Genomic DNA, 22,441 nt, shown 5'->3' on the forward strand with positions numbered 1-22,441 from the left:
AATTACTCCTTCTTTATATCAGAAAATTCTCCATCAATCGCAGAAATAAGTTCTTTTGGATTTAATTTTATTTGCATTCCTACTTTTCCTCCGCTTATATAAAAATAATCTAAATTTTCTGCAGAACTGTCAATAAAAGTTTTAAAAGATTTTTTCATGCCAACAGGAGAACATCCCCCATGGACATACCCTGTAAGAGGCAAAAGTTTTTTCTGTGGAATCATTTCAATTTTTTTAGAACCAGAAACTTTTGCGCCTTTTTTTAAATCCAGTTCACTTGAAACTGGAACTACAAATACATAATTTTCCCCTTCCTTTGACTCTGTCACAAGAGTTTTAAAAACTTTATTCTTATCTTCACCCAATTTTTCTGCAACGTCAGCTCCTCCAATACCATCCTTCGTTGAGTACTCAATAATTTCAAATTTTATATTTTCATTTTCCAAAATTCTCATTGCATTAGTTTTTTTCATAAAATCACCTTTTCATCTATATCAATTTTACAACAAAAAAAGGTTTTGTTCATCTGTTTAATAATATAGAATGTTTTTCTTTTAGTTTTTGTAACTATAATGATAGTTGATATTGTGAAAAAAATACAATACTATATGCATTTCATTTTGCCTTACTTAAAATAGTTTTAAAACATATTGGTAAAATAAATCTCAACTACATCCACATTACAAAAATAAAAAATTATTATAAAAAAAATAAGAGTGGGACAAAATCCTAACTCTCATCTTTTTTTTATGAAAAGTAAAATTATTAAAAAGAAAACTCCAATCAATACAATTGTACCACCTGGTTTTAATCCTACATAAAAAGATAAAAATAATCCAATCATTGTAAAAATAAAGCCAAAAATTGATGCAAGGATCGTCGTCTTTAAATATCCCTTTTTAAATTGCATCGCACAGGCAACGGGCACAACCATTAGTGATGAAATTATTAAAATACCAACTGTCCTTGCAGAAACAGAAATCGTAACTGCTATAAGAATCATAAAAATTAAATTAATTCTATCAACATTTACGCCAGATAACCTAGCTGAAGATTCATCAAAGGAAATATACATTAAATCTGTAAATAAATAAGAAAATAAAATAAAAACAATTATTGAAATAATTAAAATTAAATAAAAATCAAATTTTGGTATTGCAATTATAGATCCAAAAAGATATTCTTCAAAATTCGCAGTAGTTTTTACGAAACCTGAAAAAATTGAAGCAAGCCCAATTCCTGTACTCATTAAAATTGCACTAGATATTTCTTGATACCCAGGGAACTTTGTCCTCACATATTCTAAGAAAATTGAGCCAATAACACATAAAACTAATGCCCCCAAAACTGGCGATGTTGATGTTATAAGACCAAGCATTACCCCTGCAAGAGACACATGAGATAAGGCATCTCCTATCACAGATATTTTTTTATTTACTACAACTACGCCCATACATGGAATAATTATTGACAAAAAAGCTCCAACTATAAGAGCCTTAATCATATATGAATACTGAAAAATTTCCATTATTCCACTTCCCTTATCTTTTTATCTTTTATTTCAAAAACTTTATTTACATTATCTTCTATTTCATCAAGGTCATGAGTAATCATTAAAATTGTAATATTGTGTTCTCTATTTATATGACTTAACAGATGAAAAAGTGACTCCTTAGATTCTTTATCCACTCCAGTCATAGGTTCATCTAAAATTAAAAACTCAGGTGTAGAAACAAGAGCCTTTGCAATTAAAACTCTCTGCCTCTGTCCACCAGAAAGTTCCGTATAAAGTCTATCTCTATACTTTGCCATTCCAACAAGATTTAATGCATTTTCAATTCTCTCTATGTCAAAATCTTTTAGCTTTTTAAATCCTTTATTCCTTGGATAAAGAGAAAGTGACAAAAGCTCTGTCACCGTTATTGGAAATTCTAAACTCGCCGACACAGAAAGCTGGGGAACATAACCAATATCTTTTAAACCATTTTCTATATAAAAAGAAATAGTGCCAAAAAGTGGATTGAGTTGATTTAATATCAACTTAATCAAAGTGGACTTTCCAGCACCATTAGAACCTATAAGGGCAATATAATCGCCCTTATAGACATCAAAATTTATATCATCTAAAATCAAATCGTCGCTATATTTAAAACTTAGATTTTTGATTTCTAATAATTTTTCCTTCACTATTTTAAAGCACCTACTAAATTTTCTAGATTTTGTTCCATGATGCTAAAATATTCTTCATTGTTTTTAATTTGCTCTTCGCTTAAACCTTCAATTGGTGAAAGGACTTTTACATCACAACCTGTTTCATCAGCAATAATTTTTGAAACTTTAGGATCAATTAATTCTTCTGTGAAAATAGTTTTTATATCGTTTTCTTTGATGTAATTAATTATTTCTGCCATTTTCTTTGCATCTGGTTCAGTTTCTGCATTTACACCTTTAATGCCAATTTGAGTTAAACCATAATCCTTACACAAATAACCGTATGCTTCATGACTTACTACAATTGTTTTATTTGGAAGATCTTTTAAAGAGTCATTATATTTTGCATCTAGTTCATCTAACATTTTAGCATATTTTTCATAATTTGACTCGTAATAATCTTTATTTTCTTCATCAAGTTCTGCGAAAGCATTTTTTATATTTTCCATTTCAATTTTTGCGTTTTTTGGTGAAATCCAAACATGTGGATCCATTGGTCCATGATGATGTTCATGTTCATGATCATGGTGTTCTTCATGATTATGATTATTTTCTTCTGCTTCATGATTGTGGTTGTGATTTTCTAAATCATTATTGTGATTATTTTCTTCTGCTTCGTGATTGTGATTGTGTTCTTCTACTGCTTCATGATCATGATCTTCATGCTCATGAGTATGAGTTGATTTTATAAGTTCAACACCTTCTGATGCTTCTACTACTTTTAAATCTTTATTTGAAAGTGAACCAATTACTTTATCAGTCCAAGATTCTAACCCTGCACCATTATAAATAAACATATCTGCACCTTCAAGATTTTTTATTGCCTCAGAATCTGGTTCCCATCCATGTGGCTCAGTACCTTGTGGCATAACCATTTCTACATCAATTTTATCTCCAGCAATTTTTTTTGCAAAATCATATACTGGATAAACTGAAGCGTAAACCTTTAATCCACTTTTCTCATCTGCAACTTCCTTAGCCACATCTTTTGTATCTTGACCTTTAGAACAACCTGATAGTAAAACTATGCCGGCTAATAAAATTAAAAATTTTTTAATATTTTTCATAATTCCTCCTAAATAATAATGATTTCCATTAATTATTATACCACTAATTCTTTATTATAAAAGTAATTTTTTTAATTAATTAAATTTTGATATAATAATAAAATTAGGTGGTGATATTTTGAAAAATTACGAAAACATTTTAAGAAAAAATGATTTAAAAATAACTCACGGTAGAATTGAGCTACTTGACTTATTATATAATTCAAAAATTCCAATGAATACAGAAGAAATATATAGTTCTGTTAATAAAAAAATAATTCCAAGCTTTACTTCACTTTATAGAATGTTAAATGAACTATCTGACAAAAATATTTTAAAGAAAAATTTATATCACAATGGACTTTATTATTTTGAATTCAATGATGATAGACACAGACATTATATAGTTTGTGCTAAATGTGGTAAAATTTCTGCAATTGAAAATTGTCCTATTGCAGACTTTGAAAAAATTGCAGAGAAAGAAACTGGCTATACTGTAATAAGCCATATTGTAGAACTTCGTGGAATTTGCCCTGACTGCCAAAAAAATAAAAAAGATTAAATCCACTATGTGAAATGCCATTCGCATTACAAAATTCTTCTTTACTTTTTTTATAATAGAGTTATAATATATTTAGTAAGTTAATATTATTTTATAATATTATTTTGCTAATCCTTTACTTATATTTTGATAAAGAAAATAAAAGAAACTTCTGTCCACCCCGCAGAAGTTTCTTTTATTTTCTTTTAATTTAATTTTTAGTAATAATCTTTTTAAATTAAAGTTGTTATGAAACCACCAATTAAAATTAATGGTATTCCATAAAATGTAAATTGTGGGACACAAGTATCTTTTATATGATCATGTTGACCGTCCACAGAAAGTCCAGATGTTGGTCCAAGAGTTGTGTCTGATGCCGGTGATCCTGCATCTCCACAAACTGCTGCAATTGTTACAAGTAAAATTGTAGCTGGGATTGAATATCCAAGGCTAACTGCAATCGGTACATATATAGCTGAGATAATTGGAACTGTACCAAAAGAAGTTCCTATTCCAAGAGTAATCATTAGTCCTAAAAGAATCATTACATAAGAAGCTACAAGTTTTGAACCATCTAATAAAGATGTAGCATATTGTACCAAAGCATCAACAGAACCTGTCTTCATTAGTACATTTGCATAACCTGCTGCAATTAACATTACAAAAGCTATAAATCCCATCATGTTTATTCCGCCATCAAGCATTTTTTGTATTTCGTCCCATTTTATAACTCTAGTTACTACTATAAAAATAAGACCTACTAATGCACCTAGTGGAAGTGATTCTGTAAATATTTGCACTAAAACAGTTATTACTCCTGATAAAAGTACAAGTATATGTCTTTTTTCCAATTTATCTGGAATTTCTCTTACTTCTGAATCTTCAACTTCTTTTTCTGCATAATCTCTATCGCGTGAGAAAAATATTAAACCTGCTACTAGACCTGCAAACATTATAGCTGCAACTATCCAGTTTGTTGTTATAACATCCTTTCTCACAATAGAAAGCCCTGATCTGTTAAAAGAATCTACTATAAGCCCTTGGAATATTGCACCATAACCAACAGGTATGGCAATATAAGGAGCTTTAAGTCCAAAACCAAAAGAAACAGAAAGCATTTTTCTATTCATCTTCATCTTGTTCATGTGTGAAAGAAGTGGTGGTATCAAGATAGGTATAAAAGCAATGTGAATTGGTATTATAGTTTCTGCTGCAATAGCAATTAAAATTATAATAATACAAAGTAAAATCTTATTGTCTTTTACAAGAGATCCTATTTTTTTTGCCATTATATCTGCTGCACCAGTTTCTTGCATACAAAAAGCAAGCGAACCAAGAAGTATGTAGCTAAGTGCTGTCTCGGCGTTATTGCCCATACCCCCTATTAAAAGTTTCATAGTTTCAGAAATCCCTGTTCCCGAAATAAGTCCTGCACATATTGCTGAAATCATCAGCGAAAAAAATACAGGTACTTTAGCTAAACATAAAGCCGCCAGTATTATTACTGACAGTATAACTGCATTTGAAAGTATCATTATTCTCCCCTTTTCTTTTTTTATATATTTTTTATACCCTAATTATACATTGTAATCTAAAATTTGTATAAAAAAAAGACTTTTCTGTGATTAGAAAAATCTTTTCCGAACTTTAATACTTAATTAACGACTAATTTGCAATTGATTTACACGAAAAATATTATATAAAAATAGTTTTAATCTAAAAACTTTATTCTTTTTTTTCACTTTCAATTTTGTCATCATCTTTATTTGATAACTCTTCTTTTTCTTCATACTCTTTTAAAATATCCATAAATTCTTCACCTGTTATAGTTTCCTGTCTTAAAAGATATTCTGCAATTGCATGAAGTGCTTTTATATTTTCTTTTAAAATCTTCCTAGCTTTCTCATGTGCTCCATCAATTATTTTTTGCACAGCTTCGTCAATTTCATATTGTGTCTGTGGAGAACATTGAAGAGAAGTATCCCCTCCTAGATAGGCATTAGTCATTGATTCTAGTGCTACAAATCCAAATTCATCTGTCATTCCAAATCTTGTAACCATAGCCTTTGCAATCTTTGTTGCCTTTTCAATATCATTTGAAGCTCCACTTGTCCTTATATTAAATATTAATTCTTCTGCTGACCTTCCTCCAGTTAAGGTTACAATGCTATTAATTGCATCCTCTTTTGTCATTAAGAATTTTTCTTCTTCGTCAACTTGCATAGTATATCCAAGTGCACCTGAAGTTCTTGGGATAATTGTAATCTTATGAACTGGAGCAGAATCTTTTTGTTTTGCAGCTACAAGTGCATGCCCCACTTCATGATATGCAATTATTCTTTTTTCACGAGAAGATATGACTGCATTCTTCTTTTCATAACCTGCCAAAACTACTTCTACTGATTCTTCTATATCTCTTTCGCTCATTTTATCTCTGCCTTCACGCACTGCACGAAGAGCTGCTTCATTTATCATATTGGCAAGGTCTGCACCACTTGCTCCAGCAGTCGCACGAGCAATCTTTGAATAATCTATATTTTCTTCTTTTTTTATATCTTTCGCATGAACTTTTAGAATGTCAATTCTTCCACTTAAATCTGGAAGTTCTACTGGTATCCTTCTGTCAAACCTGCCCGGCCTTAAAAGAGCTGGGTCAAGAGAATCTGGTCTATTTGTTGCAGCTAAAATTACTACACCAGCTTTAGCATCAAAACCATCCATCTCTGATAAAAGTTGATTTAATGTCTGTTCTCTTTCATCATTTCCTGAGATGCCAACGCCATCTCTTTTTTTACCAATTGTATCTATTTCGTCTATAAAAATTATACAGGGAGCTTTTTCCACAGCTTGCTTAAATAAATCTCTAACTTTTGCTGCTCCAAGACCTACAAACATTTCTACAAAGGCAGAGCCTGAAATCGAAAAGAAAGGAACTCCCGCTTCACTCGCTACAGCTTTTGCAAGAAGTGTCTTACCAGTTCCTGGAGGCCCAACTAAAAGTGCCCCTTTAGGAAGCTTTGCCCCTATTTCTGTATATTTTTTTGGATTGTGTAAAAAATCAACAAGTTCTGATAAAGCTTCTTTTGCTTCATCTTGTCCTGCTACATTTTCAAACTTTATGCCGTCAGTCGACTCAACATAAATCTTTGCTCCACTTTTCCCAAGATTCATTGGACCAACATCGCCCATTTTTTTGAATAAAACCTTGGATAGAAAAATCCAAAAAGCTATAAAAATTGCAAAAGTTGCAATAGTAGATATTATAAATGAAAGCACTGGATTCATTTCAGTTTTATAAACTTGTGCACTTTTCACATTTGCATCTGCTAATCTATCAACTAAATTAGGATCATACATCCTATTAGTTTCGTACTTTACTTTTTCCCCTTTTTTCTCTACTTCAAAAGCAATAGTTTTATCTCTTACTTCTGCTTTCTTTACCTCACCTTTTTTTACCATATTTACAAAGGATACATAATCAATTTTCTTTATACTTTGATCCTTATTAAGTTTTGGTACAAAAAATATGGTAACTAAATAAAAAATACTTATTACCAATATAACATAAAGAATCTTGGGAATATATTTATTAAAATTATTTTTGTTGTTAGACAAAATTTTCTCCCTTCAAAAAGAAAAATTTTGGAACAAGTCCCAAAATTAATCTAGCCTTCTTCTATTTTGAATCGCTGTTTGAATAGTTATCTCATCATAAAATTCGAGATTTCCACCAACTGGAAGACCGTAACCTATTCTAGAAACAGTTACATCATAATCTTCTAGTATATTTTTTATATATCTCGCTGTTGCATCTCCATCAACAGTTGGATTTGTTGCCACAATAACTTCCTCTACATTTCCTTTCTCAACTCTATCTATAAGCTCCTTTACTTTTACATCCTCTGGAGTTTTCCCTTTAAGTGGAGAAATTTCTCCATGTAGCACATGGTACTTCCCACGAAAGCTAAGTGATCTTTCCATTGCTTCAACATCCTTCGGACTTTCAACCACGCATATAACAGAATCATCTCTGGATTTATCAGCACAAATTTCACAAGGATCGCTGTCTGCATAATTCCTACAAATAGAACACTCTACAGTATTCTTATTTGCAGAAACAATAGAATTTGCAATATCAAGTGCCTCGGCTTCATCTAAACCAATAATGTAATAAGCAAGTCTTTGAGCAGTTTTGGAACCAATACCAGGAAGTCTATTTAATTTTTTAATTAAATCCTCAATAGGTCCAATTTCGTTGTTCATTTTATAGTCCTGGTATATTTAATCCACCTGTAAATTTACCCATTTGAGAACTCATTTTGTTATCAGCACTTCTAAGAGCTTCATTTACTGCAGCTACAATTAAATCCTCTAACATTTCAACATCATCAGGATCTACTGCGTCTTTATCAAGTTTAATAGAAATAAGTTCCTTATTTCCATTTACAGTTGCACACACAGCCCCACCACCTGAAGTTGCAGAAATTTCTTCATTAGCTAAATTTTCCTGCATCTCTTCCATTTGTTTTTGAAGCTTTTCAATTTGTTTCATCATATTATTTCTTCCGCCTCCACCTGGGAAGCCATTAAATCCGCCTTTAGCCATATTTCCTCCTAAATATCTTCTATATTATTCTTTCCAAAAATTTCTTCTAGTTTATCTGGACCACCCTTTTTGATATCCATTCTGACATCTATTTTTTCGCCATAAATACTTTCTAATAGATCTGGCAAAATATTTTTGTTTTCTGGGCGAATGCAATAAGAATAAAACAAACTATTTTTTTCTTCAAAAGTAATTTTTAAAATATTGTCATGAAATTCACTAGGCTCTGCAAACTTTACAAAACCAGCAAAACCATTAAATCCCTTAGAAATAAGTTCGTCAATTATTCTTTGCCAATCCATTTTTATTATTTCAAAGGAAAGTGAACTACAAGAAGCCTCTTCAGCACTCTTAATAATTCCATCTTCCACTTCTCCATTACTCTTTATTATAGCAGAATCATCAAATTTTTCAATTAAGTTATCTTCTACACTTTCTGCAATATTTTCATCATCTTTTGTATGTTTTTTTTGTAAATCATCATAATCCTTATATTCTTTTGAAATATTATTTTTTTTAGTACTTTTATTTATAAAATTCCCGCTTTCAAAAGAGCTTACCTTATCTTCAATGGCTTTTACTCTAAGACATAAGTCATCTTTTGTAACTCTGTTGCAAACTTTTACTGAATTCATTTCAAAGACAACTCTCTTGTTATCTGCATATTTTATTTCATTTGACAAATTTTTCAAAATTTCAATTATAATAAGAAGATCTTCCAAGTCAACTTTTGTCGCCAATTCTTTAAATTCATCTAAATATGTTGTATAGACAATTTTTTTTGGATCACTTAAAGTTTTTACTAATAAAAGATCTCTAAAGTGCTCTAATAACTGCCCCGATAAAGTCGTGAAATCAACTCCTTCTCTATAAATTTCATCAATTGTAAATAAAGAATTACTTATATTTCTTTCTATTAAAAACTTAGAAAGTTCAAATAATAATTTTGAAGAAGAAATTCCCAAAACTTCCATAGCATCTTCTATTTTTATGTGATCAGTTTTTTTCGTCAAAAGTTGATCTAAAATAGAAATCGCATCTCTCATGGCTCCATCAGAGTTTTTTGCAAGAAGAGTAAATACTTCTTCGTCACAAGTTTTGCCCTCAAGTTCCGTTATTCTCTTGAGGTTTCTTTCTATATCTTCTATTGATATTCTCTTAAAATTAAACTTCTGAGATCTGGAAAGTATTGTTGCAGGGATTTTTTCAATTTCAGTTGTAGCAAGAATAAAAATTAAATGTTTTGGAGGCTCTTCTAAAACTTTTAAAAGTGCATTAAACGCTCCTTTTGAAAGCATATGAACTTCGTCAATAATATATACTTTGTATTTTAAAGACTGTGGAGGATAAATTACTTTTTCCTTTAACTCTCTTATGTCGTCGACACCATTATTACTTGCTGCATCCATTTCTACAACATCTAGAACTGATTCTTTTAAAATTTTTTTACAATTCTCACATTCATTGCATGGATTTCCATCTATCGGATTAAGACAATTTACAGCACGAGATAGAATTTTTGCCGCAGAAGTTTTCCCTGTACCTCTAGTCCCTTGGAATATATATGCATGACTTATCTCATTATTTTTTACCTGATTTTTCAACGAAGCAACAACTGCATCTTGTCCATATAATTCATCAAAAGTTTTGGATCTGTATTTTCTATATAAAGCTTTGTACATTTTCTCACCTAAAATAATTATACATGAAAAAACTTTTTTATAAATTATTTTTACAATTTTTAAAACTTCTTTTGAAGAGTTTAATTTTCTATAATTCTATTTCCAAAAATTTTTAACACCATCTTCACATAATTTTCACATGACCAGTATAATATATAGACAAATCAAGAAACAATGTGTTTCAAAAATTAGGAGGATTTATTAAAATGAAAAATTTAAAGAAAATAGCAAGCGTTGGAATGATTTCCGTATTAATGTTAGGTATGGTAGCATGCCAAGGCGCTAATAACAAAAAAGAAGAAGCAGCTAACGCTAAAAACAATGCAGTAGAAGAACAAGCTGAAGCTAACAAAGCTCAAGCAAATGCTAACGAAGCTAAAGCTGAAGCTAACGCTAAAGAAGATGAAGCTAATGCAGCTGTTAACGCTGAACAAGAAAAAGCTGAAGCTAACGCTGATGCTAATGCAGCTACTGAAAACACAAACAACGAAGAAGCTGCAAAATAATTTTAGTTTAAATTATTTAGAAAGCCTTTCGGGGCTTTCTTTTTTTATACTTAAATTTTTAATTAGTTAACGCCATCAAACTTACTTTTTAATTTTTTATTTAATTTGTTCGGTGTAAAAAATATGTTATAATTATAAAATAGAATATATGAAAGAAGGTGTTTTTTTGTTTTGTCCAAAATGTGGAAATCCAGTTTCTAAAGATGATAATTTTTGTGCTTATTGCGGTAAAAATCTAAAGGATGTTCGTATAAATGTAACGTCTGATAATAATAAGGATACCAATAAAATAAAGAAAATAAGTGAAAATACAAGAGTTTTTAATCCTAAATCCTTAGATTCAATAGACACCACAGACGAATTAAAAAATATCATCGAAGAAGTTGACAGAAAGATTTCCAAAAATATTGAAGACCATGAAAAGGGCAATGTCCAAAAGAAATCACCTGAAAGGGAAAATAAAAAAGACAAATTTATTTCAAATAATTTAGAAAAAAATAAAGAATCTAAATTTTCTAAAGAAAATAGAAAAGATAGTCCAGAAAAATTATCAAGCTCTTCGAAAATCTCTGATAAGGATTTCTTAATAGATGATAATTCCAAAAATATCAAGGATAACTTTAACATAAGTCAGAAGGAACTTGTCAAAAGAGTCCAAGAAGAACTAAAAAAATCAAATTACAAAGAAAATTCTTCAAAGTCAACTTTTTCTTCTGCTAATAGGGATTCAAACTCAAATAATTATGAACTTTCTCAAAAAGAACAATATGATTCTTTCACCGAAGATGAAAAATCTAGAAAATTTTCTTTTAAAGAAAAATGGCAAAATTTTATCAATGAAGATGACGATGAGTACTCTATCTTTTCTAATTTAAAAGATGACGATTCTAAAAAAGAAGATACTAGAAATTTAGAAATAAGTAAATCTCTAGAAGATTCTGACAAAAATTTTGAAAATACTCTTAGCACTCCTAAGGTTGATATTGAAGAAGCAATTGTAAAATCTGATAAAGAAAAAGAAAAAAAAGATAATTTAAATAAAAAAAATAGCGATAATAAATCTTTAAAAGATGACTCTGATAAAAAATTTAATTCACCAAATAAAAATATATCGAGTAAAAAAATTTTTAAAGAAAAAAAATCACAAAATCCTAAAAATACAGAGGAGAAAATAAATAAGTCTGAAAAACTTAAGGACTTATTTACTTTTAAGGATAAAGGTGAAAAACCTGTAAAAGAAATTGAAAAATCTGATTCGAAATTTGATAAATCTATCGAAAAAAAATTCTCAAAAAGAGAAAATCAAAAAAATTCAAAATTTTCTAAAACATTACTCGAATGGTTAGATAAAATTTTAGAAAATTTAGATATATTGACTTCTAGAATTTCAAATTATATAGGCGATTTAGGTTCTAGGGAAAGTAAAATCGTAATAGGTATAGGTGCATCTTTGACTGCAATTTCAGTTCTAATTGGAAATGGATCTTTTAGTTTCTTACTTATTTTATTTATAATTCTTAAACTTGTATTTGACTATTTAGAATTTTATATTCCACTAAACATTGCTACTGATAGAGATGATATTGATACTAGCTATTCTGAAGTTAAAAAATTCGCTCTTATAAATTGGATAATTTGTAAAGTATTTTTGTTTATAGGATTTATAATTTCTCCTTATGGAGGATTCCTAAAATATGATATTTTGCAAGCATTGACAGCTATGCCCCTTGCAACACTTCTTGTAATTATTTTATCTCTTTTAATTGCAATTACCCTTTATAATAGAGATTTGGGAGAATCTAAAATTAACTTTATTGGATGGTATGCCATTCCATTTACACTTCTTGAACTTTTATTTAAAATGGTCTGGTTTATAATTAATTTTATATTTGTAACACTTTTTTAAATAGTTTTAAAAAGGAGCTAAAATATCTGTTGGGGATAAAAATATCCCTTAACAGATATTTTTTTGCATACGAATTGCCAAATAAATACAATATCTATGAAAGAAACCAAAATATTACCCTTATTGTGCCGATAAAACTTTCCATTATCTACTTTAAAAAATAAAAAGTATCTAAAAAAAGATTCAGGAATCCTAACAATAGAAGAAAAAATACTGGAAAGAAAAAGTATTAAACTCCTCCTCATTCCTGGATTAATGGATACTTAGAAAGATTATACAATAGAATAGAACCCATAAAAAGAACAAATTTTGGAATGTAAAACTTTAACCATTTCAGAACAAAATATTATTAATAATATCATAAAAAATGGCCTTAGGTCTTGTTTGTGCACCCTAAAATCATAAAAATCAAGTAAATTTAGAATAAAATTAGCTTTATCCCCAAATCAACTTTAAATACATTACATGGATGAGTTGTCCCTAAACTCTTGACAAAGAACAAAAAATACCCTCCTTATTTACTTCATTACAAAATTCATACTAAACAAATTATAAAATATATTAAAAAATCCCAGCAAAATAAAGATTACTTTATTCACTGGGTCTCAAATTGTTTATTGATCTATTGTAATAGCTCATGCAAAATGAAGCAGTTAATATTTATTTGTAAAATAATTTTATAATATATTTAATTCTGTGTCAATAATTTATCTTGATAAAGTTATGGTTTTAGAATTATCCTTTTCCTATTACACATACTTTTACAAAAAAAGACTCTCAACAATTTGTTGAAAGTCCTTTTGTTAATTATTCATATTTTCCGTGACAATTTTTATATTTTTTTCCACTTCCACATGGACATGGATCATTTCTGCCAACTTTCTTTTCTTTTCTCACATAAGGTTTTTTCTTTCCATCATCTGGATTTACAGTTTCCACTTCTTTTGCAACTCTAACTCTCTTAACTTTTTCAGGGTTCGCTACATGGTAGAGCATCTTCACTGTGTCTTCTTTTATAGACTCATTCATAGTTTGAAACATGTCGAAACCTTCTTCAGCATATGCCCTTACTGGGTCAGTTTGTCCAACTGCACGAAGCCCAATTCCCTTTCTAAGTTGATCCATTGCGTCAATATGATCCATCCATTTTTGGTCAACATTTTGAAGTAGTGCAACTCTTTCAATTTCTCTAAATTTTTCTTCTCCAAAGTCTTCTTCTTTTTCTTTATATTTTTCATCAGCAAGTTCTTTTATGAAAGATTTTAAACTTTCTGCTGTTGGATTTTCAATTCCCTTTAAGAAATCTTCTTCAAAGTCAAAAGTACTAACTCCAAAATTTCTAATTGATTCAAAATCTAGATAATTTTTATTGTTGTCATCAAGTTTATTGTAAAAATCTATTGTATTGTCAATAACATCATTTCTCATTTCCATAATGTCATCTTTTAGGTTTTCACCTTCCAAAACTTTTCGTCTTTCAGCATAGATAACTTCTCTTTGTTTATTCATAACATCATCGTATTTTAAAACATTTTTACGAATACTAAAGTTATTGCCTTCAACTTTTCTTTGTGCAGATTCAATTAATCTAGTTAGAATTTTATGTTCAATTGGTTCATCTTCTTCCGGATCAAGCTTTAGCATTGTTTCTTTAAATCTATCTCCAGCAAAAAGTCTAATTAAATCATCATCTGCAGAAATATAGAATCTTGAAAAACCAGGATCTCCTTGACGTCCAGAACGTCCACGAAGTTGGTTGTCAATACGTCTTGACTCATGTCTTTCTGTACCAATTATTCTAAGTCCACCAGCTTTTTTAACTTCTTCTGCTTCTTTGTCAGTTTCTTCCTTGAATTTCTTCACAAGATTTTGATAATCTTCTCTTGCTTTTAAAATTTCTGAATCATCTGTGTTGAAATATGAATCTGCATATTCAAGCATTTCTTCTTCCATACCTTGCTTTTTAAGTTCTTTTTTAGCAAGATACTCTGGATTACCACCAAGTACAATGTCGGTACCACGACCAGCCATATTTGTTGCAATAGTAACTTGACCGAAACGACCAGCTTGTGCAACTATTTCAGACTCTTGTTCGTGTTTCTTAGCATTTAAGACATTGTGCTTTATGCCGGCACGTTTTAAATATTTAGAAAGTGCTTCTGACTTATCAATAGAAATTGTACCAACTAGAACTGGTTGTCCTTTTGCGTGTGCTTCTTCAATTTCTCTTGTAACTGCTTTAAATTTTGCATCCTCATTTATATAAATTTGATCATTATCATCATCCCTTATTACAGGCTTATTTGTAGGAATTTCAACAACGTCAATATTATAAATATCTCTAAATTCGCCTTCTTCTGTCATGGCAGTACCAGTCATCCCAGAAAGCTTTTTATACATTCTAAAATAATTTTGGAACGTAATTGTAGCAAGAGTTTTAGATTCTGCTCTTACTTCTAGACCTTCTTTAGCTTCTATTGCTTGGTGAAGACCTTCAGAATATCTTCTACCATACATTAAACGACCAGTAAATTCATCTACTATTATGATTTCGCCATCTTTTACAACATAATCTATATCATTTTTCATAGTTCCTGCAGCTTTAAGTGCTTGATTGATATGGTGAGAAAGTTCCATATTAGATGCATCTGATAAATTTTCTATTCCAAAATATTTCTCAGCCTTTTCGATACCTTTATCAGTAAGTGTTGCAGTTTTATCTTTTTCATTTATAACGTAATCAACAGTTTCTTCTTCAAATTCTCTATTAAATCTTTCAAGATCAATTTCATCTTGACTCTTAATTCTGTGTGACAAAGTATTTACAAAATCTCTTGCTCTTACATAAAGATCAACGGATTCATCGCCTTGACCAGAAATAATAAGTGGAGTTCTAGCTTCATCAATTAAAATTGAGTCAACTTCATCGACAATACAGAAATGAAGTCCCCTTTGAACCATTTCTTCTTTGTAGATAACCATATTATCTCTTAGATAGTCAAATCCAAATTCATTATTTGTACCGTAAGTAATATCGCAATTGTATGCAATTTTTCTGTCTTCTTGATCCATGTCGTGAATAATACAACCAACGCTTAATCCCAAAAATTCGTAGACCTTGCCCATCCAATCTCTATCACGACTAGCCAAATAATCATTTACTGTTACAATGTGCGTACCCTTTCCTTCAAGTGCATTTAAATATGCAGGAAGAGTTGCAACAAGTGTCTTACCTTCACCAGTTTTCATTTCAGCAATCCTGCCTTGGTGAAGAACAATGCCACCGATTACTTGCACTCTAAAGTGTTTCATTCCAAGAACTCTCCATGCAGCTTCTCTTACCACTGCAAAAGCTTCTGGAAGAATGTCATCAGTTGTTTCACCATTGTTAAGTCTATTTTTAAACTCTTCAGTCTTTGCTTTTAGCTCATTATCAGAAAGTTTTTCCATCTCACCTTCGAGATCCATAACTTTATTTACAAGGGGCTCGATTTTTTTTAATTCCCTATCGCTGTAGGTACCAAAAATCTTTTCCATTAAACCCATTTTACCACTCCTTTTACCTGACGTAATATTTTATCATTAAATGGCATTCTTTACAATAAAAATCAATTTTTTATGTTTCCCTATAAATTATATGTTTACTAATAATTAATGTCAATAAAATTAAGTTAAATACTTCTTTTAAATTAAATTTATACAATAATAGCAACTATACAAAATAAATTTTTTATTATAAAATGTATAAAAAGACGAGGAGGTTTATATGATATTAGTAGTTGACTTTGGCGGCCAATACAATCAGTTGATAGCAAGACGCATAAGAGATCTTAACATCTACTGTGAAGTAGTTCCTTACAACAAAGCCTTAAAAGAAATAGAAAACAGAAAAAATATAGAAGGAATAATATTTACAGGTGGTCCAAATTCTGTCTATGAAGAAAGTGCCCCTAAAATAGAAAGAGAAATCTTCGAAAAAAATATTCCAATCTTGGGACTTTGCTATGGAATGCAAATTATGGCACACATACTTGGTGGAGAAGTTGTAAACGCACCAAAGGAAAGAGAATTTGGAAAAACTAAAATAAAAACAGAAAAATCTGAAATATTTAAAAACTTATCGGATGAAGAAACTATTTGGATGAGTCATGTAGATAGAGTAGAAAAAGTACCAGAAGGATTTAAAATAATTGCTAAAAGTGAAAATTGCCCAGTAGCCGCAATGGAAAATGAAGACAAAAAACTATACGCATTGCAATTTCATCCAGAAGTAAATCATTCAGTTCATGGCAAAGAAATGTTAGAAAACTTTGCCGTAAATATTTGCGGTGCAAAAAAAGATTGGACAATGGAAAATTATGCAAAAAAATCTATTGCAGAGATAAAAGAAAAAGTTGGAGATGGAAAAGTTTTACTAGCTCTATCAGGTGGAGTTGACTCATCTGTCACAGCTTCACTTCTATCCAAAGCAGTTGGAAAAAACTTAACTTGCATCTTTGTAGACCATGGACTATTGCGAAAAAATGAAGGCGACGAAGTAGAAGAAGCCTTTAAAAATTCTGGAATGCACTTTATAAGAGTGGACGCAGAAAAGAGATTTTTAGAAAAATTATCTGGTGTAACAGATCCAGAAAAGAAAAGAAAAATAATTGGCGAAGAATTCATAAGAGTCTTTGAAGAAGAAGGTCAAAAAATAAAATCAGTGGACTTCTTAGCACAAGGAACAATTTATCCAGACGTAATCGAATCAGGTCTTGGCGATTCAGCGGTAATAAAAAGTCATCATAACGTAGGAGGACTTCCCGACTTTGTAGATTTTAAAGAAATAATCGAGCCACTTCGCATGCTATTTAAAGACGAAGTTCGTGAACTTGGACGTGAACTTGGCCTTGCAGATTATTTAGTAGATAGACAACCATTTCCAGGCCCAGGACTTGCAATAAGAGTTATTGGAGAAATCACAAAAGAAAAATTAGATACACTTCGTGACGCAGATAAAATTTTTAGAGACGAACTTGAAAAAGCAAAACTAGAAGACATCAATCAATACTTTGCAGTATTGACAAACAATAAATCAGTAGGAGTAATGGGCGACTTTAGAACTTATGACTACACATTGGCACTAAGAGCAGTGTCAACAACAGACTTTATGACAGCAGACTTTACAAGAATCCCTTGGGAAGTCTTGGACAAAGTTTCCAATAGAATAGTAAACGAAGTAGACCATATAAATAGAATAGTGTACGACATAACAAGTAAACCACCAGCAACTATTGAATGGGAATAGTCTCAAAATTTTCTAAAATGGCTTAATTACAAGCTATAGAGAGGATAAAAAATGGCTACTGGTACTCAAATGGTACTGGAAGCTAAAAAGAATAAACTAAATAATAGTTCCAAGTGGTTTACATTTGGACAAAAAATAAGATCGTAGTTTCAAGCTGCGGTCTTTTTGCGTACATATTTTATTTTAAAAATCTTGATTTTTTAGGGTAAGATAACTTCCAATCTTCAAATTCCTCGTCTGTTATCTCATCGTTATAATGCTTCTTTCTCATTTCACTCCATTCTATTAGAAAATTATTGAAATCTACATCATTTGATAAAAGTCCAGTGATCTCTCCATCTTCTGCTGAAGGTCTAAACTTCATGTCTTTTTCATAATCAAAAATTATATGCATTATTTCAAAAATAGAATTAGGTTCATGATTAATCAATGCTGATATATCACAATCAAGTGCTTCAGATATTTTTTGTAATTGTTCTTTACTTGGAGATCTATTTCCAAGTTCGTAATTTCTTATAGCAGCATCTGTCAAGCCAGACTTAATGGCAAGTTCTTTTTGAGTTAAGTTTCTCATAAGTCTTAACTTTTTTAATTTTTCTCCAGAAATCAAACTAACTCCTCCTTATTTCACAATAACTATAAATATTTTATCACAAAACGAACAAAAGCTCAACAAAACTGTTCTGTTGTAAATATTTGCAAGTATCCAAATATTTTAGAGAAAAATAAATAGAAAAAACTTCACAGAACAAATTTGAACTGTTGCTATATATACATACCGTTCTATATTGAACGGAAAATGTAAGATAAATAAATTAATGCTCGCCCTTTTGTGGATGTAGAACCTTACAAACTATAAAAGGAGGACATTATGAAAGGTATTTTTATGAATGCAAAAGATGTACAAGAATTTCTTGATGTAAGCAGGACAACAGCATATCAGATAATAAACGATATGAATCAAGACCTAGTTAAATTAGGTTATCGTGTACAAAGAGGAAAGGTAAATAGAGAATACTTTATGGAAAAGTATTACTATAAACCAACAAATACAAAGGAGGTTTAGAGTGCCAGCATTTAGAGATGAAAGCGGGAACAAGACTTGGTTTTGTAAATTTAATTATACAAACTGGAAAGGAGAAAAATTAACTAAGAAAAAACGTGGATTTTCAACGAAAAAAGAAGCTTTAAAATGGGAACAAGATTTTTTAAATCAACATTCTGAATCAATTGAAATGAGCTTTAGGGAGTTTTTTGAACTTTACAAGAGGGATAGAAAACCAAGAATAAGAGAAAATACTTGGAGGACAAAAGAAGCAATTGTAAATCAAAAAATACTTCCCTATATTGGTGATTTAATGCTTAATGAGATTAATAATGTAACCATCATTCAATGGCAAAATGAGCTTATGAAGATTAAGGATAAGAATGGTAAAAACTACTCTCCTACTTATTTGAGAACTATTCATGCCCAGTTATCTAGTCTCTTAAATCATGCCTGTAGGTACTACAATTTAAAAACTAATGTTGCTCGTGATGTTGGATCTATGGGAGAAAAAGAAGCTGATGAAATGCTATTTTGGACTCAAGATGAATATGAAAGATTTATAGAAGCTATTAAAGATAAACCTGAATCATTCTATGCTTTTGAACTTTTGTATTGGTGTGGTCTTAGAATGGGAGAATTATTAGCTTTAACAAAAGAGAAATTTGATTTTGAAAGGCATACATTAAAAATTGATGAATCTTTGCAAAGAATTGATGGGAAAAATATAATAACTGCTCCTAAGACCAAAAAAAGTATCAGGACAATAGTTATGCCTGAATTTTTAACTGATGAGATTAAAGAATATATAGATAGCTTTTATAAGTTAAAACCAAAAGACTTAATATTTAATTTTTCTAAGAGTTACCTACACCATGAAATGGATAGGGGATCTAAGAAATCTCAAGTAAAAAGAATTAGGATACATGATTTAAGGCATTCTCACGTTTCGCTCTTGATTGAACTTGGATTTTCTGCAACCGCAATAGCTGATAGAGTTGGACATGAATCAATTGACATCACCTATAGGTATGTTCATCTCTTCCCTAACAAGCAAAAAGAAATGGCTCTGTCTTTAACACAAGTAAGAAATAATAAGGCAAATGATTGGAAAGATTTATTAGAAGAGGATGATAAAGATGTTTAGAAGACATTCATTAGATGAAATTTCTAAAAAAACTAGAAATAAAGAGAAAAATAGAAAAAGAAATCGCATTTTAAATTTTAGAGTATCTGAAGAAGAATATAACCTAATAAACAAAAAGATTGAAATAAGTGGACTTAAAAAACAAGATTATTTTCTACAAATGCTATTAAATCACGAAGTTAAGTTAGTAAGTGATTACAGACTTTCTGATAATATAGCCAAGGAAGTATTTCAACTAGCAAAAGTTGTTAAAAAGTTCGGCAAACTAAATGACAACGAAGCTGATATTTTAATCTATATTTTAGAAATATATGAAGAAAACAAAAAAGAAAAAAGCTCCTACTACAAAGAGTAAAGGCATACACTCCTGTGAGAAGTGTTCTCTAGACAAGTTCCTTTTACTAAAGGAATCTTATTTATACCAGACGGGAGGATAAAATGGAAAACAAATATAAAACAATAAAGAGATTAGATGGTTGTAAAAAGAAAATGAGTGTACCTTATGACAGATGTTAAATTAAAATTCCCAGAAATAGATCAGACTTACGCCTTTTTAGACTTACAAACTACAGATAAGGGGACGGTTAGACAAATTACTGGGAATATTGTAACTGCTATTTTAAATCCAAAATATTGTCAAAATCAAAAAATCATTGAAGGATAAATATTCTTTGATAAATTTACCAATGAAATAAAATTCCAGGGGAAAATTATCGGAGAAAGAAATATAAAGGAAAATCAAATACGACTTTGGGATGATTCTTTGAACAATAGATTAGGCTTAGAGATAGAAAAACATTTTGGAATTAATTATAACGCCAACAAAATATGGGAAGCTATTCGTTTTGTAGCTCATCAATATGAAGTGAGTCCGCCAAAGCAATATCTTCAAAATTTAAAATGGAATGGAGATAAAAATGCCATTAGAAAACTTTTACCAAAGTATTTGGGAGCAGATGATACAGAGCTTAACAATTGGATAATGGAACATATGATATTGGGTATGATAAAAAGAATTTTCAATCCAGGATCTAAGTTTGCTGAGATGATTGTTTTAGTTGGTGGGCAAGGTATAGGCAAATCGACTTTTGCAAGATACTTGTCCATAACAGATGATTGGTTTTGCACAATTGAAAACATTCAAGGCAAGGATGCCGCCATGAACCTTATGGGTAAAACTGTCGTTGAAATCGAAAAATTCGTTGCTTTAAGAAATGCAAAATCGGCTAATGAAGCTAAATCTTTTTTATCAAAACTAAGCGATAGAATAAGAATACCCTACGAAAAATATGCAACAGACGTGCCAAGAACTTGCATCTTTATAGGGACATTAAACGAAAGAACTTTTCTTAATGATCATACTGGAGAAAGAAGATATTTACCTGTTGAATGTAACCCGAATCAAAGAGTAAGGACTATATTTCCAGATAAAAATAACAAGGAAAAATTTTCGGATAAAGAATATATGTCATGCATAAGAGAAGATTTTAATCAGGCTTTAGCCTTGGGATATGAAATCTTTAAAAACAAAACACACGCATGGACTATACTAAAAAATCTTTTAAAAGACTTGTATGAGGAACAAGAAAAGTTCAAATATCTAAACCCAGATGTGGAAGACATTAGATATTTTTTAGAAGAATATAAGCCAAAAAGTGCAGATCCAAATATAACTTGTTTCAAAGAACTAACCATGCAAGGCTACCAAATAAAATCAAAATCTTTTTCAGAGATTATGGATAATTATTTTCAAGAATGGATCCCAGTTAAGTCATCAAAGACCAAGAGAATATGACCAAGTGGAGTCTCAATTCCAGTAAAACTATATTATGAAAAGAAAGAAGAAAATGAAACTGACTTTATAGAAGTTGATAAGAATTTGTTGCCTGAAGAATGGCAAAAAGAAAATCAATTAGAAATAGATATAGCAAATCAAGTAAAGATACAAATGTAACTTTGTAACCTGTAACCCATAGTTATAAATCTTCTTAAATTAGGATTACATAAATTAATGGCTTGATAATAAGGGGTTGTCACAGACTCTTAAAACAAGCTCGCCTAATTTTGGAAGTTTTTATTTTATAAGTTACAGTTACACTTATTAATTCCTATTTGAAAAAATATTAAGAAATAAATTTTAGACTTGTTAATAATAGTAAGCACAGTAAGTGAGTACCCACTTACGAAAAAATCAAAAAATCAATAGCTTTTAAGGCTATATAATTTTACGATTTTTACCTTGTTAGGGAGAACCCTAAGACCCCAAAAAACAAATATAAAGGAGAAATATATGGATAATAGAACAAGAAAAAATCAACTTAAAATATATTTAACAGATGAAGAAAAAGAAATCTTTGAAAAGAAAATGAAACTTGCAAATTGCAAAACAATGTCTCATTTTTTAAGAAAATGTGTATTAGAAAAAGAAATTTATATTGTAGATTTAGAACCGTTTAGAGATCTT

At 30.1% G+C, this 22,441-nt stretch carries 21 protein-coding genes; 10 read left to right on the forward strand and 11 right to left on the reverse strand.

Annotated features, from left to right (window positions below):
• Positions 1-2: 2 nt before the first annotated feature.
• From ybaK to RH95_RS05440, 4 genes are all read right to left on the reverse strand, one after another.
• Positions 3-473, reverse strand: a complete 471-nt coding sequence (gene ybaK, locus RH95_RS05425; protein ID WP_010245615.1) for a Cys-tRNA(Pro) deacylase — start codon at positions 471-473, stop codon at positions 3-5.
• 263 nt (positions 474-736) lie between these two features.
• Entirely contained in the window at positions 737-1,528 is a 792-nt protein-coding gene (locus RH95_RS05430; protein WP_010245616.1) for a metal ABC transporter permease, read from the reverse strand.
• Positions 1,528-2,187 carry a metal ABC transporter ATP-binding protein gene (locus tag RH95_RS05435; RefSeq protein WP_010245618.1) on the reverse strand — a complete coding sequence of 220 codons (660 nt, stop codon included), beginning with the start codon at positions 2,185-2,187 and terminating at the stop codon, positions 1,528-1,530. Before RH95_RS05435 ends, RH95_RS05430 begins: the two co-directional genes overlap by 1 nt.
• Complete coding sequence (locus tag RH95_RS05440; RefSeq protein ID WP_010245622.1) at positions 2,187-3,278, reverse strand: metal ABC transporter substrate-binding protein; 1,092 nt, start codon at positions 3,276-3,278, stop codon at positions 2,187-2,189. The genes RH95_RS05435 and RH95_RS05440 overlap by 1 nt, the downstream gene beginning before the upstream one ends.
• Before the next feature lie 118 nt (positions 3,279-3,396).
• On the opposite strand from RH95_RS05440, the gene RH95_RS05445 reads away from it, so the two are divergent.
• Positions 3,397-3,819 (forward strand): Fur family transcriptional regulator, encoded by a 423-nt coding sequence (locus RH95_RS05445; protein WP_010245625.1) that lies wholly within the window; start codon positions 3,397-3,399, stop codon positions 3,817-3,819.
• A 212-nt stretch (positions 3,820-4,031) separates the two neighbouring features.
• Here RH95_RS05445 and RH95_RS05450 read toward each other — a convergent pair whose 3' ends face one another.
• From RH95_RS05450 to dnaX, 5 genes are all read right to left on the reverse strand, one after another.
• Positions 4,032-5,333, reverse strand: a complete 1,302-nt coding sequence (locus RH95_RS05450; protein ID WP_010245629.1) for a Na+/H+ antiporter NhaC family protein — start codon at positions 5,331-5,333, stop codon at positions 4,032-4,034.
• A gap of 190 nt (positions 5,334-5,523) precedes the next feature.
• Positions 5,524-7,413 (reverse strand): ATP-dependent zinc metalloprotease FtsH, encoded by a 1,890-nt coding sequence (ftsH, locus tag RH95_RS05455; RefSeq protein ID WP_010245632.1) that lies wholly within the window; start codon positions 7,411-7,413, stop codon positions 5,524-5,526.
• Positions 7,414-7,458: 45 nt separating this feature from the next.
• A complete protein-coding gene (gene recR, locus RH95_RS05460) occupies positions 7,459-8,061 on the reverse strand; it encodes a recombination mediator RecR (RefSeq protein ID WP_010245635.1) in 603 nt (200 codons plus the stop codon).
• A 1-nt stretch (position 8,062) separates the two neighbouring features.
• Entirely contained in the window at positions 8,063-8,404 is a 342-nt protein-coding gene (locus RH95_RS05465) for a YbaB/EbfC family nucleoid-associated protein (RefSeq protein WP_010245638.1), read from the reverse strand.
• Between the two features lie 8 nt (positions 8,405-8,412).
• Positions 8,413-10,086, reverse strand: a complete 1,674-nt coding sequence (dnaX, locus tag RH95_RS05470; RefSeq protein WP_010245641.1) for a DNA polymerase III subunit gamma/tau — start codon at positions 10,084-10,086, stop codon at positions 8,413-8,415.
• 263 nt (positions 10,087-10,349) lie between these two features.
• Between dnaX and RH95_RS05475 the strand changes: the two genes are divergently transcribed.
• Together RH95_RS05475 and RH95_RS05480 are read left to right on the forward strand one after the other, a co-directional pair.
• Positions 10,350-10,592: a hypothetical protein gene (locus RH95_RS05475; RefSeq protein ID WP_235777711.1), complete on the forward strand. Its 243-nt coding sequence runs from the start codon at positions 10,350-10,352 to the stop codon at positions 10,590-10,592.
• Between the two features lie 148 nt (positions 10,593-10,740).
• The gene (locus RH95_RS05480) at positions 10,741-12,498 is read left to right on the forward strand and encodes a zinc ribbon domain-containing protein (RefSeq protein WP_108720822.1); all 1,758 of its coding nucleotides are present in this window, start codon (positions 10,741-10,743) and stop codon (positions 12,496-12,498) included.
• 807 nt (positions 12,499-13,305) lie between these two features.
• On the opposite strand, the gene secA is transcribed toward RH95_RS05480, so the two are convergent.
• Positions 13,306-16,044, reverse strand: a complete 2,739-nt coding sequence (gene secA, locus RH95_RS05485; RefSeq protein WP_010245651.1) for a preprotein translocase subunit SecA — start codon at positions 16,042-16,044, stop codon at positions 13,306-13,308.
• Positions 16,045-16,264: 220 nt separating this feature from the next.
• On the opposite strand from secA, the gene guaA reads away from it, so the two are divergent.
• On the forward strand, positions 16,265-17,785 hold the full coding sequence (gene guaA / locus RH95_RS05490) for a glutamine-hydrolyzing GMP synthase (protein ID WP_010245654.1): 1,521 nt from the start codon (positions 16,265-16,267) through the stop codon (positions 17,783-17,785).
• Positions 17,786-17,963: 178 nt separating this feature from the next.
• On the opposite strand, the gene RH95_RS05495 is transcribed toward guaA, so the two are convergent.
• Positions 17,964-18,395 (reverse strand): helix-turn-helix domain-containing protein, encoded by a 432-nt coding sequence (locus RH95_RS05495; protein WP_010245657.1) that lies wholly within the window; start codon positions 18,393-18,395, stop codon positions 17,964-17,966.
• A gap of 261 nt (positions 18,396-18,656) precedes the next feature.
• Between RH95_RS05495 and RH95_RS05500 the strand changes: the two genes are divergently transcribed.
• The 6 genes from RH95_RS05500 to RH95_RS09335 all read left to right on the forward strand — a co-directional run.
• Positions 18,657-18,851 (forward strand): hypothetical protein, encoded by a 195-nt coding sequence (locus RH95_RS05500; RefSeq protein WP_010245660.1) that lies wholly within the window; start codon positions 18,657-18,659, stop codon positions 18,849-18,851.
• Between the two features lies 1 nt (position 18,852).
• Positions 18,853-19,977, forward strand: a complete 1,125-nt coding sequence (locus RH95_RS05505; RefSeq protein WP_010245662.1) for a site-specific integrase — start codon at positions 18,853-18,855, stop codon at positions 19,975-19,977.
• On the forward strand, positions 19,970-20,332 hold the full coding sequence (locus RH95_RS05510; protein WP_010245665.1) for a plasmid mobilization protein: 363 nt from the start codon (positions 19,970-19,972) through the stop codon (positions 20,330-20,332). Before RH95_RS05505 ends, RH95_RS05510 begins: the two co-directional genes overlap by 8 nt.
• Positions 20,333-20,479: 147 nt before the next feature.
• On the forward strand, positions 20,480-20,641 hold the full coding sequence (locus RH95_RS09800) for a hypothetical protein (protein WP_235777712.1): 162 nt from the start codon (positions 20,480-20,482) through the stop codon (positions 20,639-20,641).
• A gap of 99 nt (positions 20,642-20,740) precedes the next feature.
• Positions 20,741-21,772: a VapE domain-containing protein gene (locus RH95_RS05515; RefSeq protein ID WP_010245668.1), complete on the forward strand. Its 1,032-nt coding sequence runs from the start codon at positions 20,741-20,743 to the stop codon at positions 21,770-21,772.
• A 495-nt stretch (positions 21,773-22,267) separates the two neighbouring features.
• A partial coding sequence (locus RH95_RS09335) for a plasmid mobilization protein (protein ID WP_010245673.1) occupies positions 22,268-22,441 on the forward strand: 174 nt, incomplete at its 3' end.

Source organism: Peptoniphilus rhinitidis 1-13, from assembly GCF_000246925.1.
Taxonomy (GTDB): domain Bacteria; phylum Bacillota; class Clostridia; order Tissierellales; family Peptoniphilaceae; genus Peptoniphilus_A; species Peptoniphilus_A lacydonensis.

What these genes read in the sequence shown, in the direction of transcription:
- RH95_RS05500 (WP_010245660.1), top strand. Translation starts at nt 18,657, where the DNA reads ATGAAAGGTATTTTTATGAATGCAAAAGATGTACAAGAATTTCTTGAT.
- RH95_RS05480 (WP_108720822.1), top strand. Translation starts at nt 10,741, where the DNA reads ATGAAAGAAGGTGTTTTTTTGTTTTGTCCAAAATGTGGAAATCCAGTT.
- RH95_RS05450 (WP_010245629.1), bottom strand. Translation starts at nt 5,333, where the DNA reads ATGATACTTTCAAATGCAGTTATACTGTCAGTAATAATACTGGCGGCT.
- ybaK (WP_010245615.1), bottom strand. Translation starts at nt 473, where the DNA reads ATGAAAAAAACTAATGCAATGAGAATTTTGGAAAATGAAAATATAAAA.
- RH95_RS05510 (WP_010245665.1), top strand. Translation starts at nt 19,970, where the DNA reads ATGTTTAGAAGACATTCATTAGATGAAATTTCTAAAAAAACTAGAAAT.
- secA (WP_010245651.1), bottom strand. Translation starts at nt 16,044, where the DNA reads ATGGGTTTAATGGAAAAGATTTTTGGTACCTACAGCGATAGGGAATTA.
- RH95_RS05440 (WP_010245622.1), bottom strand. Translation starts at nt 3,278, where the DNA reads ATGAAAAATATTAAAAAATTTTTAATTTTATTAGCCGGCATAGTTTTA.
- guaA (WP_010245654.1), top strand. Translation starts at nt 16,265, where the DNA reads ATGATATTAGTAGTTGACTTTGGCGGCCAATACAATCAGTTGATAGCA.
- RH95_RS05475 (WP_235777711.1), top strand. Translation starts at nt 10,350, where the DNA reads ATGGTAGCATGCCAAGGCGCTAATAACAAAAAAGAAGAAGCAGCTAAC.
- RH95_RS09800 (WP_235777712.1), top strand. Translation starts at nt 20,480, where the DNA reads ATGACAGATGTTAAATTAAAATTCCCAGAAATAGATCAGACTTACGCC.
- recR (WP_010245635.1), bottom strand. Translation starts at nt 8,061, where the DNA reads ATGAACAACGAAATTGGACCTATTGAGGATTTAATTAAAAAATTAAAT.
- RH95_RS05430 (WP_010245616.1), bottom strand. Translation starts at nt 1,528, where the DNA reads ATGGAAATTTTTCAGTATTCATATATGATTAAGGCTCTTATAGTTGGA.
- RH95_RS05465 (WP_010245638.1), bottom strand. Translation starts at nt 8,404, where the DNA reads ATGGCTAAAGGCGGATTTAATGGCTTCCCAGGTGGAGGCGGAAGAAAT.
- dnaX (WP_010245641.1), bottom strand. Translation starts at nt 10,086, where the DNA reads ATGTACAAAGCTTTATATAGAAAATACAGATCCAAAACTTTTGATGAA.